Raw genomic sequence first — 14699 nt, forward strand, 5'->3', positions numbered from 1 at the left:
ATCCTCCTATGAAAATATATTAAATAATCTCTTAAACATTCCTCTTGCTCCATCTGATGTATCCACTTCTTGTCCTAAAAGTTTCGAAGCTATTTTTTCTATATCTTTAGATGCATCACAATTAGGATATAATATAACAAAAGGTTTTTGCTGCCTAACACTTTGTACTAATTTTTTATCTTCTAATATGCATCCCAAATATTCAACATCTATCTTTAAAAATTTAGTGACTGCCCTATTAAATTTATTATAAGTTTCTTCACCTTCCTCTTTAGTAAAGGCTTTATTTACAATTATTTTTGCCTTAGTCTTAAGATTATAGTGATCTGTCGCTTTAATTAAACTATATCCATCTGTTAACGACGTAGGCTCAGGAGTAGTTACAATAATCAACTCTTCCGAAGCTGCTATAAAAGATAAGACATCTTTATTAACTCCAGCTCCTGTGTCCATTAATATATAATCATACTCATCTAACATTTCAAGTTTTTCTATAAATAATTTCTTTTGATCTTCTTCTAATTCTTGAGCTTTGCTTAAAGCTGATCCTGCTGGAATTAAATCAACTCCATTGGTTCCTGTTATAATTATATCCTTTATTTCCAAACCAGTAAATATAATATCAAATATATTATACTTGGGATATAATCCCATCAATACATCATCATTTCCCATGCCTAAATCAGCATCAAAAATCAAAACTTTCTTTCCTTTGTTTTGAAGTAATATTGCTAAGTTCACAACAAAATTACTTTTTCCAACTCCACCTTTTCCAGACGTTACTGTTATAATTTTTGTAGTTGTTTTATTTATTTCTTGTTCTTCATTGTTAATCAATTTTCGTAATGATTCAGCCTGATCTAGCATAGAATCTCCTCCCCTAGGATAAAATTAGCAATTTCTTCCTTTGTAGGCACCATTATATCATCTGGAACATTTTGCCCTATAGTTACAAAACTAACTGGTTTATTAGCAATTTTAGCAATATTATATAAAGAACCATACACAGTAGTTTCATCAAGTTTAGTAATAATGATATTATCATACTCAAGTCCTGAATAACCTGTAAGTATCGATTTTATATCACTATTTTTAGTAGTTGCACTTATTACCATATTTACATGGTCAGGATTTGCTTTTTGCACGAATGCTCTAAGCTCTGAAATTTGCATAGCATTTTTGCTGCTTCTTCCTGTAGTATCTATAAGAACAACGTCACAGTTACTCATTGCTTCAATCGCATCTTCCATTTCCTTCATTGTAATTACAACTTTAAATGGTATATTCATTATTTCTGCATATGTTTTAAGTTGCTCAATAGCTCCAATTCTATATGTATCTACTGTAATTAATCCTACCTTCTTTTTTTCGATAAGTGCAAGTCTTCCAGCAAGCTTTGCTATTGTAGTTGTTTTACCTACACCAGTTGGCCCTACTAATACAACGCGCCCATTCAAGCTCTTAGTAGATACTAAGATATCTCTCTCAAAAACTTCTCTTAAAACTTCTACTTCATTTAAAGTCTCGCCAGAATTTATATTCTCTACTGACTCTATAACTCCATCCTGCAATTCTTCATCAATATCCAAACTTTTTAATCTTTCTTTTATAAAGTTTACTGATACATCTTCGTTAGAAGTATTTTTTATAACCTTGCTTAACAGACTCTTTAATTCATTAACTTCTTTATGTATTGATTCTATATTCGCCTCATTATTTATAGCCTTATCTATATAATCCATGCCCTTTTGTTCTTTACTGCTATTTTCCATTTTTGTAGAACTACTTTTAATTTCTTGTTTATTAATATTTTCTTCGTATCTATTATTACTAGACGCTTCCTTTTCAAGATTAGCATTATGTTCTAATATCCTATCTCTTATGGTATCAGCCTTAGGAATTTCTCTCAAATCTTTTGAAACTGATACTTCATCCTGCATTAACTTTTTAATACTTTCTAATGAATTTTGAAACTCTTCATCCATTTTATTGTACTTACTGCTGTACTTATTAGAACTACTATTGTCATCACTTTGTGAATTTTCAATAGCAGCTGTAACCTCTATTACTTTCTTAGAAAATAAGCCTTTTAGTCCTGGTTTTCTAACCTTTCTCTGACTTATTATAATAGCATCTTTTCCTAGTTCATATCTGATCCGAGTCAAACCTTCGTTCATATTTGCTACGAGATATTTTTTTATAATCATCTATATTCTTACGACTCCTTCACTATTAATTTGAACATCATTAGGTACTTCGTTTAAAGAAATTACCATAATGTGAGGAAATACCATTTCGATTAACTTTCTAAATACAGGTCTTATATTTGGTGAAACAAGTATAAGAGGTTGATTGTTGTAAAAATAAACTGATTCTATAGTATTCTTTATTCCTGTAAGTATTTTGGTAGTTGTATCTGGATCTACTGTTGGGAATGACCCTTGCACTGATTTCTGAGTATTATTCGCTATTATCTCTTCTATACTTGGATCCAAAGTTACTACAGTAATTGTTCTATTTTCATCAACCACTTGATTACAAATCGTTCTAGCTAATGAGAATCTAACATATTCTGTTAGAACCTCTAAATCTCTAGTATTTTTAGCGTTATCTGCTAGAGATTCCATTATCGTAACAATATCCTTAATTGGAACTTTTTCTCTAAGTAAATTTTGTAATACTTTTTGAAGTTCTCCGATACTTAGTAGATCTGGAATAAGTTCTTCAACAACTGCGCTATATTTTTCTTTCGCATTATCAACAATAAGTTTAACCTCTTGTCTTCCAAGCAATTCATATGAATGGCTCTTTATAGTTTCAGTTAAGTGAGTTACCATTACCGTTGTTGGATCAACTACAGTTAATCCCTTAATTTCAGCCTCTTCCCTTTGATCTTTATTTATCCATACTGCTGGGAGTCCAAAAGTCGGCTCAATTGTTTTTATACCTGGCATGTCTGAATTTTCTCCTGTTGGATCCATACAAAGAAGCATACTTGGCATTAATTCTGAAGAAACAACCATAGTTCCTCTGATTTTTACTATGTACTCATTTGTCTTTAATTGAAGATTATCTCTAATTCTTATAGGTTGAACAACGATACCCATTTCTATAGCACATTGTCTTCTAACAGATGCAATTCTTTGAAGTAAATCTCCACCAGATGCCTCATCTGCAAGAGGTATAAGTCCATATCCAATTTCAACCTCCATTGGCTCTACTGAAATTAAATTCATAACATTTTCCGGCTCTTTACGCTCTGCTTGAATAATTTCTTCTTCCTCTGATACAAATTCCTGTATCTCTTTAGCAGCTACATCTTTATAAAGTAAGTAAGTTAATACACCCATTGCTAAAGATGCTGCAAAAAATGGAACTTTAGGCATGCTAGGTATGATACCCAGAAATAACATAATTGCACTTGCAATCCCTGTAGCCACCGGAAAAGCTGTCAATTGAGTAGATAATGTATTTCCTAAGTTTTCTTCACTTCCCGAACGTGTTACCAAAATACCTGACGCCGTAGATACTAATAGTGCTGGAACCTGGCTCACAAGACCGTCTCCAACAGATAAAATGGTATATGTTTGAGCGGCAGTCGCAGCCGTCATATTTTTTTGAAGTACTCCAATGATAATTCCACCTATTATATTTATAATAGTAATTACAATACCAGCTATTGCATCACCTTTAACGAACTTAGACGCACCATCCATAGCCCCATAAAAATCGGCTTCTGATTGCAAGTCTTTTCTTTTCTTTTTTGCCATAGCTTCATCTATTATTCCAGAGTTTAAATCAGCATCAATACTCATTTGCTTACCTGGCATTGCATCAAGTGTAAATCTTGCAGATACTTCTGCAACTCTTCCTGCACCGTTAGTAATAACCATAAATTGAATTACTACTATAATCAAAAATATTATAATACCAACTACATAATTACCACGTATAACAAAGTTTCCAAATGCTGTTATAATAGTTCCTGCATCTGCTTCTGTAAGTATTAGTCTTGTTGATGAGATGTTAAGTGCCAATCTAAATAATGTTGTAACCAGCAATAATGTAGGGAAGACTGAAAGCTGCAATACATTAGTTGTGAACATTGTAATTAAAATTATGATTATTGAAATTGTTATATTTAAAGCTAAAAGTAAATCTATTACCTGTTTAGGTAAAGGTATTATTATCATAAGAACTATCGCTATAACACCAAATGCAATTAATACATCTAGATTATCTTTTACCTTTAATTTTCTATTGCCAAACTCCAAAGATCAAACCTCCCTTTTTTGTCAATGCACAATTCACAGTTTTTATTGTGCATTTAAATTTTATTTCTTCTTAAGTTTCATTACTACTACTAAAATTTCTGCAACAGCTTGATATAAATCTTGCGGTATATCATCATCTATTTCTACCCTATCATACATAAGCCTTGCAAGAGGCTTATTTTCAATAACCGGGACTTCATTTTCTTTCGCAATACTTTTTATTTTAAATGCTACATAATCAGCACCCTTTGCTACAATCTTAGGCGCCTCCATATCTTTTCCTTCTTCATATTTTATAGCAATAGCTAAGTGAGTAGGATTTGTTATTACAACTGTAGCATCTGCAACAGATTGCATCATTCTTTTCATTCCTAATTCCCTTTGCCTTTGCTTAATTTTCCCTTTTAGCTTAGGATCTCCTTCAGATTGTTTGTATTCATCTTTAATTTCCTGCTTAGTCATTCTCATCTCTTTATTATGCATTCTAACTTGTAAAAAGTAATCAATAGCTGCAATAATTACCAATACAATGCATATCTGCTTAAATATTCCCACAACTAAATTTTTAACTTCCTCGCTTAGGGAAGGTAGATATAAATTTGAAATTCCCAGTATACTCTGATAATTTCCTGATATGTATTTATAACAAATAATTGATATTATAGTTATTATAATTAAATTTTTAGATAAGTCTACCATGCTTCTTTTTGATATCATGTTCTTCAAACCATTTAAAGGATTTAACTTTCCAAATGATGGTTTTAAAGGCTCAGCAGTTATTATAAAACCTGTTTGCAGCAAACTTGCAATAATTCCTCCAACCATTATAGGTAATGCAAAGGGTAATAAATAACTTCCTATCTTTATAACAGTAGTAATTGCTAAATTAGAAATAGTTGCATTATCAAAATCTTTTATCATGGGAAAATTCAAAAAATAGATCAGAACATCTTTAAATCCACTTGTTAACATCCCCCATAAAGATGATATTAATAACGTACAAATAACCATTGTAATTGCTACAGATACATCCTTACTTCTTGCTATTTGTCCTTTATTTCTAGATTCTGACTTTTTCTTAGGTGTTGCTTCTTCAGTCTTATCATCACCAGCAAAAATTAGAACTAAAGGTACCGCAGGTATCAAATTAACTATTTCCCGGAAAATACTTGGTAGATTGTATATAGCTGTTCCAATTAACTTCAACATTAATGGAAGCAATATAATATATGTAATAAGTCCTAATAAATTTTTTATAGGCATCCCAAAAATCATAATTGGAATTGTTGGCACTGTTCTAGAAATCAATCCCAAACACACGTCAGTTATAACAATTATCAAAACTATTGGTATTGCTATTTTCACACCTAAAGCAAAATAGTCAAAAATAGTCTTCATAACCCCCATTAAGGTTTCTTGATAGACTATAGTTTTACCAATAGGCACTATCTTTGTGCTTTCCACCAGCATATTTATAACAACATGATGTCCATCAACTATAAAAAAGAAAGCTAACGAAACAAAATATGATAAATTTCCAAGTAAAGTCGATGTAGTCTGAGTTGTTGGATCTAGTACTGATACCATTGAGAAACCTGCATGAATATCCATCCATTCTCCAGCAAGCTTTACCACTTGGAAAATCAAATTAGTTATATATCCTAATATTAAACCAGACATTATCTCACTTATAGCATAAAACACCAGCATGTAGCCACTATTTAAAGCACTCAATGTAGAATGATCTATCCCTGCTACAATTCCAAATGATAATATAAGTGAAAATACTCCTTGCATAATTTGTGGTGTTCCAGCTGGGAAAAATATTTGAACAGATATAAAATATGAGGTTATTCTCAAAAAAATTAGAAACAATGCAAGAAAGTAGGATACATCCACCATACAGTCCTACCCCCTATGTAATAACTTTTGAAATCAAATCAAAAATCCTATTTGTGAAAGACATAATTGTTTCAAGCATCCAACTCCCCAAAAATATTCCAACAATTGCTGCTGCTATTAATTTAGGAACAAAAGTTAATGTTTGCTCTTGTATTTGAGTTGTAGCTTGTATAATACTTATTGCTAACCCCAATACTAGAACTACTATTAATATAGGGGCTGATACTTTCGCCGCTGTTATTATTGTATCCTTAACTACAGCATTAAGCATTGTCTGCGTCATCTTATTTCACCTCACATAAAACTCTGTATCAAAGATTTCACCAGTAAATACCAGCCATCTACCATTACAAATAATATCAATTTAAAAGGTAATGATACCATTGTAGGAGGTAGCATGAACATACCCATAGACATTAAAACACTGGATACTACCATATCTATAACTAAGAACGGTAAATATATTAAAAATCCTATTTGAAAGGCTGTCTTTAATTCACTTATCGCAAATGCTGGGATTAATGTTGTAAATGAAACATTCTCTTTTGTTAAATTTTCTTTATCTACTCCACCTATTTCAACAAATAACTCTAAATCCTTTTCCCTCGTTTGTTTGAGCATAAATGATTTTAGAGGTTTAGATGCCTCTTCAAACGCTTGATCCTGAGTTATTTTATTCTCCAAATATGGTTGTATTGCTTTAGTATTTACCTCATTATAAACAGGTTGCATAATAAATAAAGTCAAAAATATAGCAAGCCCTGTCAATATTTGATTTGGAACAGCTTGTTGCACTCCCATTGCACTCTTAAGAAATGAAAACACCACCACTATTCTTGTAAAAGATGTCATCATTATCACTATTGATGGCAATAATGATAATATCGTAAAAAATATCAATATTTTAATACTCGATACATAATCCTGCGGTGTGCTATTTCCGTCTCCAAAAGATACATTTAATTGCGGCACGCTTGTACTACTTGGAGCTGCAGATGCACTTATAGTGCAAAATATCATAATCCCAAGAGCCATCATGAAGGTAAATGCAATTCTCTTTTTATTATTTTTCATGCTTCTCTTCCTTTGATTTTATATTCTTTGTAATCTTAGAAAAGTTCTTTTTCGATTTTAATACTAAATTAGTATAATACTCTGCCATTTCCTGCGATGCTTTCTTCTTATCTTCTTCAATATTATCAATTTCTTCCTTTGATAACTCTGATAATTTTTCCATATGCCCTGCAGTACTAGTCATTATATATCCTTTTTCTCCGATTTTAACTATTAATATAGAATTATCTTTTGTTACTTGTACTCTTTCAATAACCTTAATATATTTATTATTATTAATAACATTAAATTTTGAATTTGCTAACTTAAAACTTAAAAATATTAATCCTAAAGTAACTCCCAAGGCCAAAATAAGCTGTACAATCATTCCTAAAAATCCAAAATTCATATCTCTTACCTACTGAATTATCATACTTTTAAATCTAACATCAGTAATCTTGCCTTTTGTTAAATCCTTATTAATAGAATCAATTAATTGTCTTTTTATAGCATCCCTATTCGCTACATTATTTAAATAATCAGCCTTTTGGCTCTTAAAGAAAAATATAATATCATCTCTTACAACTACTTGATTAGCTGTCAATTCATCCTTTAGTTTAGTCTTAGTCTTATCATAGCCTAAAGCAAGTTCTCCCTTAAAAAATCTTTTACCACCTTCATCACCTAAATTTACTGTGAATTCAGCCAAATCCATATACTCATTTTCTACAACAACTTCCTGAGCATCTACTGTTTTTTGGGTTTTCATAAATAAGTATACTCCACCAAAAGCTGCTGATCCTAATACTAATAATCCTAAAATAAATAAAACTATCATAAGACCTTTACTACTTTTACCTGACTTTTCACCTTTTTCTTTTTCCTTACCTTTTCCTAAAGCCACTATTACCACTCCTTACCACTTGCAACGATTAAAGTATTAACCTTTTTATTATTAGATTTATCTGATGTCTAGCCACTGTAACACTCCCATCTTCTATTAAAGTGGGATATAACAGCGGCACGACCCTAGATAAGTTTAACTAACCTTCAGTGGGAAATTTACCCTCAAGGGGCACCTAGAAATCTCCATCTGAAGCTAAGTTTCACTTTATTTTAATAAAATTTTATAATTATATTTTATAAGTAAATATTTTGTTTTTATATTTTATAACGGCCTGTCTAACTTCTTCTATGCTTTCAAGTACTATATATTTTCTTCCATTGGTTAATGTAATTATTGTTTCAGGCACTTCTTCTATTTTTTCTATATGATCTGCATTTAATATGAAGTGCTCATGGTTCATCCCAGTTACATCTATCATAAAATTCTCCCCCTTTAATAATAAACTGTACAGTTCACAATACACACTTAATTATTATTATATTCACTATATTATTTAAAGTATATAGGTTTTTGATAATACAATAACTTACCAATTGTGCATTGTGAATTGTGCACTATAAACCATATTACTAATTAAGTAGAATATTCTATTAATATTTTATTGCAAGTTGAGCTTTCACCCAACCTGCTTTAATATAATATTAACTATCTTTTATTATCTAGGTTATCTCATTAAACCAGTAATTGTTTGTAGAATTTCATCTCCTGTAGTTACCATCTTTGATGCAGCTTGGAAACTTCTAGTTGCTGTGATCATATCTGTAAATTGTTCTGTTAAATCTACATTTGAACCTTCAAGAGCTCCTTGAATTAATGATCCGAAACCACCTTGATTCCCTGTTGCAGTAGTTGTTGAAGATGATGTACTAGTATCTATCTTTCCAGTTTTATAAACTATAGGCCCTGAGTTAGAAGAATTTATGCACATATTACCACCAAGATCAGTCAATCCTTCTGGATTTTTAAAACTTGCCATAGCAATTTGACCAATTGCAGCTCTCTTACCATCTCCTAATACAGCAGTAATAATACCATCTTTTCCTATTTCAAATTTCTTAACAGGCTGTGTTACCGCATCTGCTGCACCTGGTGTTCCTGAAATAGTGACACTATCTGGTATTACTAAAGGTCTCATTGTATTATCAGACACTTTTAAATCTTTAGAATCTGCATTTACATAGTTAGCACCTATAACATTATTTGTTGAATCATAAGCTAAACTTTTAGCACCACTAGTTCCGCCATCATTTTTAGAACTAGTTAAATAATATCCCATTACCCTATGTCCGTCAGATGTTAATAAATTTCCTTGATAATCCAGTGTAAGATTTCCATCCCTTGTAAACAAAGTTTCTGAAATCTGTCCAGTGGCATCAGATGCTGCTGCATTTGGTGCACCTGTAGCTTGATCAGCACCAATTCCAGAATTCAAATCGCCTTTAGATACTACTAGGTATCCATCACCATCAATACATACATCAAGGCTTCTACCTGTTGATAATGCATTGCCTTGTCCCATAACTTTGTTGATACTTGAAACTTGTGCACCTAAACCTATCTGCTTAGCATTTGTACCTCCAAGTACTGAAGTCGGTGCTGTTGCCTCTGACGAATTTTGATAAAGCATATCCTTAAATCTTGCACTTGAAGACTTAAATGCCGTTGTTCCTACGTTTGCTATATTATTACCTATAACATCCAATTTAGTTTGGTTAACCTTCATTCCGCTTATCCCAGAATACATACATCTTAACATAAACATACCTCCCAATCTTATTTTTATAATTATAGTTTGTCTCTATCGTTCAACAAACCTAGGCTTCCGTAACCAACTCACAATTTTTAATTCACACGTCACAATGATTGTGCATTGTGAATTGTGCATTGTGCATTGCTTAAAGGTCCAGCCTATAAAATTACTACGCTATCTACGTTAGTAAATATATTATCTTTTGCTCTATCCTTTTCTACAGCTGTTATTAGAGTCTTGTTTTCAACACTAGCAATTAATGCAATATCTTTATATAACATAACTGTATTTTTAGAATTTTTATCCTGAGCTATTTTAAAACCCTTTTGTATTTGTTCCATATCTTCTTTAGTAAAATTAATCTCATTTAATCTTGAAGCAGCATGTTTTGATACAGTAAAACTCTGATCTTTACTTTTAACACCATCCAGTACATCCTGAAATCTTGCTTCCTTCTGTTTGCTATTAGGATTATTACCTACAGCCTTTTGAGAACCCGCAAGTTGTCCAATATTCCCTACAGAACAAGCTTGTCCATTAATAATTCTATAACTCATTTATACACCTGCTATTTTAGCTAGAATTGCATTTTCTGCAGCTGTCGAATCACTAGTTGCACTTGAAATTGTATTTATTGTTCCATTTGAAGATACACTCGTAGTATCACCTGCTGTTCCTGTATTAGTGTTTGTAGCGCTATTTGCTGTTTCACTATTTGTATTAGTACCTGTAGAACTAGGATCAGAAGTTGTTCCACTGCCACTAGAATCACTGTTGCTTGAACTGTTTGTACCTGTTTCGCTTGTACTTCCACTAGTGGTTGTATTATTTAAACTTACTTTCATATCATCGTCAGCTAGATCACCAGCTCTTACTATATCTCCATAATCATACGTTTTAGTTTCTCCTGTTGACTTCCCATCATCGTCCAAAACATCAACTTTTATCTTTACAGTAGCACCACTAACAGTGTCAATGTAAGCGCCAGTAATTTTCCCCTTTATTAAAACAGTCTTCTTATTATCATCTAAAGTTGCAATCACAACTTTTTCTTGTTTACTTGCTAAAGCTGAAGCCGCTAGGAAATCAGAATTAAGAGCAGTTCTACTATTTGCGTTAGTATTTGAATCATTTGCTTGTACAGTTCCAATTATATTTTCAACTGCAACTTTTTCTCCTTTTCCATTAACTAACAGCCCTAAATATGTTCCACCAGATTCTTTTAACACCTGAGCTACATAACCTTCCACATAATTACCACTATCATCTTTTTCATTAGTTATTACTGTTCTACCAATCATTTGTTGGTATGCTGAGTCTGACATAGTAGTATTTAAATTTTGCATTTCTTCCATTGATGCGAATTGAGCCATTTGACTGACATATGCACTTGAATCTTGATTTTGCGTTGGATCTAAATTGCTTAATTGAGCAGCTAATATTTTCAAAAATGAATTCTTATCCATAGTATTATCAGTTTTCTTTAAAATCTTGGTTCCATTATCAGTTGTCCCTGAGCTCGGAACATTTACTGTTGAATCATTTAATGGACTTAATTTAGTACTCATGCTTCTACCTCCTATGCAAAAAATTCTATATTACTATCATTAGCTTCAATATTCTCCACTAAATCCTCTTCACTGGCCGCCAAATTATTTGCTGCATTACTATTTCTAGTATTGTTTCTTCTTTGCTCCTCTGAAAGCTGTCCACCAAAACTTTGTTCGCTAAAAAATGTAGTATCATCTTGATAAAGTTCAATATTTACATCCGCTATTTTTAAGTTTTGCTCTCCAAGCTGCTTTTTAATATCTGATAAGTTTTGTGAAATTAAAGCACTTGTTTCTTTTGAATTAGCTTTTAAATTCGCTTTTATTACTCCATCCTCTTGAACCAGCTTTATAGTTATCTCACCTAAATTTCCAGGATTGACTTTTACAGTTAATTCCTTAAGTGAATTAGTGTCCATAAACTTAACATCTTTTATTAAATCATCAACAAAAGTAGCTTTATTAATCGTAAGTCCTCTAGTATCATTTACACCTTGATTTTGTATCACTGAAGTTCTAGATGCAAATAAGTTAATTTTATTTAAAGAATCATCCTTCTTATCGTCAACTAAAGAATTTAAAAACTTTTCTTCTTTTGAAGCTGTCGGAGTATTATTTTTTGATGCTGAAGAATTATCATTTTCGCTATTGTCTTGAGAATAACTTTTACTTAACATATCTTCAAGTGTTAAAACTTTATTACCCGTATTCTGCTTATTTTCTAGCAAATCAGATATTTCAGACATTATTCCTTTCAAACTACTTTTAGTAGATTCTGTAGCATTTTCTTTAATAGTACCATTTAAATTTCCTAAAAGCTTTTCCATTAAGTTTAGTGAATTAGAATCTAACTTACTTTTTACAGAATCATTTTTTAGTAATTCCATTATTTTTCCCATAATACCATTTAAACCACTATTAGATAATGTGCTGTTAGTTCCATCAACCCCAACTTTAGAATTAATTGTTCCATTCGCATTTATGTTATCTTGTTTTATACCTAATTTAGCTAGTAGACTTAATAATTCTGATAATATGTCCTTCAGTTTATCCTTAGATGCTGTCTTACTTTCCTTTTCTAATTCCTCAAGCTTTTCATTTAATTCTTTTGTATCCTTATCAGTATCTTTAACTCCAGTTGAATTTTGTTTTTCATCTACAGTTGATGTACTTTGAGTATTGTCTTCAACTTTGGAATCACTTTTGGATTTTAATACATTCTTAAAATCATCTTTCTTAGAAGTATATGCATTAGCTGACGCCTTGCTAGTTTCAGAAGAAGATTTACTTGCACTTGTATTAGCAGTAAATGACTTTAGCATGCTATCTAAACTGTTTGATGAATCATTTGAATTTTTTGTAGCTGTAACCATTATTTTCACCTCCTTTCAAGTAGTCCAATTCTATAAATTGAAATTTAATTAAGATTAACTCCATATCTATCTCTAAATCATAGATTAATATTTTTTAATTTTTCTGATTTCTCACATACGCATAAAGAGCTAACTCATCAATATTGATTTGTTCTATTCTATCCTGCTCTTTTACATATTCAGAATACTTCTTTTCTTTTAAGGTCTGAACAGTCTTTCTTTCCATCTGTTTAGCCGTTAAATCTTTTCTTCTATTTTCAATCTCTTGATTTTTGACCACTAAATCCTTCTCCGTAGATTTTATTCCACTTTGAACACCTTGAATGTAATATCTTTTTAATTTCTGATATACAACATCTTCATTAGGAGATATACCGTTATATTTTTGATAATTTGCCTTAAGTTCCTCTAACTTTTCTTCAATCTTCTTTTTCTCTCTCTGACTTTCAGTAAATAGTCTCTTACTTTCTTCTTCTTTTTCCATTCTCATTTCAAGGAGCTTTTCTAAGCCAAACTTAAATCTCTCAGCCAAAATACCACCCCCATTATTTAAACATTGATATTAAAGAATTTTGTGTACCTTCAAAAGATGTTTTTTCATCAATTCCCTGACATAGAAAATCATTTAATGATTCATTGTAGTTGATTGCCATATCAATCTTTTTATTACTTCCTTTAACATAAGCCCCTATATTTATCAAATCCTCAGAGCCCTTATAAGTTGCTAAAAGATCTCTTGCCATAGATGCAGCTTCTTTATGTTCTTTAGGTGCTATTGTGTTCATAAGTCTGCTGACACTATTTAAAATATCAATAGCTGGATAATGATTTTTATGAGCTAAAGCTCTTGATAAAACTATATGACCATCTAATATTCCTCTAACAGCATCTGCTATAGGCTCATTAAAATCATCTCCATCAACAAGCACTGTATAAAAGGCAGTTATTGAACCGTCTATAGATGTTCCAGATCTCTCCATTAGTTTAGGTAATTTAGCAAATACTGAAGGAGTATATCCTTTAGTAGCTGGGGGCTCCCCTATAGCAAGTCCAACTTCTCTTTGTGCCATTGCAAATCTTGTAACTGAATCCATCATAAGAATTACTTTTTTACCCTTATCTCTGAAATATTCAGCAATAGCAGTAGCCGTTAATGCTCCTTTTAGTCTTATTAGTGCCGGTTTATCTGATGTAGCACACACCACAACAGATTTTTTCATACCTTCTGGCCCTAGATCCTTTTCTATAAATTCCAGAACCTCTCTACCTCTTTCACCTATTAGTGAAATAACATTAACATCAGCTTTTGCTTCTCTTGCTATCATTCCTAGTGTAGTACTTTTTCCAACTCCACTACCTGCAAAGATACCAATTCTCTGTCCATCGCCACAAGTCAAGAAACCATCTATTGCTCTTACTCCAGTGGGCATTATTTCTTTTATTCTTTTTCTCTTTAATGGATCTGGTGCATCATTTTCTAGTGGATACTCTTCTCCATCCATAGATATACTATCGCAATCTAAAGGATTCCCAAGTCCATCTATTATATGGCCAAGTAACTTATCAGAGCATTTTACACTTAAAGGCTTACGTTGTGGTACAACTCTGCATCCAGGCGAAATTCCTATGAGCTCATCAAGCGGCATGAGAATCACAAATTCATCTTTAAAACCAACAACTTCACAGTTTACAGGAACATTTTTCTCATTAAATATTATGCAAAGTTCACCAACAAAAGCCTTAATACCTTGTACTTCAATAGTAAGCCCTATTACTTTCTTAACAACGCCTTCACTGTATATTGTTGAAACATCACTTGCTTTTTTAATAAGTTTATCAAAATCCAAGTCTAAATCTAACATTTAGAACTACCCCTTTACGATAGACAAT

15 protein-coding genes are annotated in these 14699 nt (G+C 31.7%); all 15 read right to left on the reverse strand.

The annotated features are described in order from the left end of the window. Positions 1 to 6: 6 nt before the first annotated feature. Entirely contained in the window at positions 7 to 867 is an 861-nt protein-coding gene (locus tag L3B96_RS03285; RefSeq protein WP_236896309.1) for a MinD/ParA family protein, read from the reverse strand. Next, positions 861 to 2207, reverse strand: a complete 1347-nt coding sequence (flhF, locus tag L3B96_RS03290) for a flagellar biosynthesis protein FlhF (RefSeq protein ID WP_238858832.1) — start codon at positions 2205 to 2207, stop codon at positions 861 to 863. The genes L3B96_RS03285 and flhF overlap by 7 nt, the downstream gene beginning before the upstream one ends. Continuing rightward, positions 2208 to 4274, reverse strand: coding sequence for a flagellar biosynthesis protein FlhA (gene flhA / locus L3B96_RS03295; RefSeq protein WP_236896305.1), 2067 nt, complete (start codon positions 4272 to 4274; stop codon positions 2208 to 2210). A gap of 60 nt (positions 4275 to 4334) precedes the next feature. Continuing rightward, entirely contained in the window at positions 4335 to 6176 is a 1842-nt protein-coding gene (locus tag L3B96_RS03300) for a fused FliR family export protein/FlhB family type III secretion system protein (protein WP_236896303.1), read from the reverse strand. A gap of 13 nt (positions 6177 to 6189) precedes the next feature. Further along, positions 6190 to 6459 (reverse strand): flagellar biosynthetic protein FliQ, encoded by a 270-nt coding sequence (locus L3B96_RS03305; protein ID WP_012060412.1) that lies wholly within the window; start codon positions 6457 to 6459, stop codon positions 6190 to 6192. Between the two features lie 11 nt (positions 6460 to 6470). Continuing rightward, a complete protein-coding gene (gene fliP / locus L3B96_RS03310) occupies positions 6471 to 7250 on the reverse strand; it encodes a flagellar type III secretion system pore protein FliP (RefSeq protein ID WP_236896301.1) in 780 nt (259 codons plus the stop codon). Further along, positions 7240 to 7638, reverse strand: coding sequence for a flagellar biosynthetic protein FliO (locus L3B96_RS03315; protein WP_238858833.1), 399 nt, complete (start codon positions 7636 to 7638; stop codon positions 7240 to 7242). The genes fliP and L3B96_RS03315 overlap by 11 nt, the downstream gene beginning before the upstream one ends. A 9-nt stretch (positions 7639 to 7647) precedes the next feature. Continuing rightward, positions 7648 to 8133 carry a flagellar basal body-associated FliL family protein gene (locus tag L3B96_RS03320; RefSeq protein ID WP_238858834.1) on the reverse strand — a complete coding sequence of 162 codons (486 nt, stop codon included), beginning with the start codon at positions 8131 to 8133 and terminating at the stop codon, positions 7648 to 7650. Between the two features lie 229 nt (positions 8134 to 8362). Next, a complete protein-coding gene (locus L3B96_RS03325; protein ID WP_026888289.1) occupies positions 8363 to 8554 on the reverse strand; it encodes a flagellar FlbD family protein in 192 nt (63 codons plus the stop codon). A gap of 246 nt (positions 8555 to 8800) precedes the next feature. Beyond that, entirely contained in the window at positions 8801 to 9892 is a 1092-nt protein-coding gene (locus L3B96_RS03330; RefSeq protein ID WP_236896293.1) for a flagellar hook-basal body complex protein, read from the reverse strand. A gap of 152 nt (positions 9893 to 10044) precedes the next feature. Beyond that, a complete protein-coding gene (locus L3B96_RS03335) occupies positions 10045 to 10443 on the reverse strand; it encodes a flagellar biosynthesis protein (RefSeq protein WP_236896292.1) in 399 nt (132 codons plus the stop codon). Further along, the gene (locus L3B96_RS03340) at positions 10444 to 11454 is read right to left on the reverse strand and encodes a flagellar hook capping FlgD N-terminal domain-containing protein (RefSeq protein WP_238858835.1); all 1011 of its coding nucleotides are present in this window, start codon (positions 11452 to 11454) and stop codon (positions 10444 to 10446) included. Positions 11455 to 11465: 11 nt separating this feature from the next. Next, a complete protein-coding gene (locus L3B96_RS03345) occupies positions 11466 to 12809 on the reverse strand; it encodes a flagellar hook-length control protein FliK (protein ID WP_238858836.1) in 1344 nt (447 codons plus the stop codon). Between the two features lie 94 nt (positions 12810 to 12903). Beyond that, positions 12904 to 13341: a flagellar export protein FliJ gene (fliJ, locus tag L3B96_RS03350; RefSeq protein WP_238858837.1), complete on the reverse strand. Its 438-nt coding sequence runs from the start codon at positions 13339 to 13341 to the stop codon at positions 12904 to 12906. A 13-nt stretch (positions 13342 to 13354) separates the two neighbouring features. Next, positions 13355 to 14671 carry a flagellar protein export ATPase FliI gene (gene fliI / locus L3B96_RS03355; RefSeq protein WP_238858838.1) on the reverse strand — a complete coding sequence of 439 codons (1317 nt, stop codon included), beginning with the start codon at positions 14669 to 14671 and terminating at the stop codon, positions 13355 to 13357. Between the last annotated feature and the right edge of the window lie 28 nt (positions 14672 to 14699).

Source organism: Clostridium sp. YIM B02569, assembly GCF_022320765.1.
Taxonomy (GTDB): domain Bacteria; phylum Bacillota; class Clostridia; order Clostridiales; family Clostridiaceae; genus Clostridium; species Clostridium beijerinckii.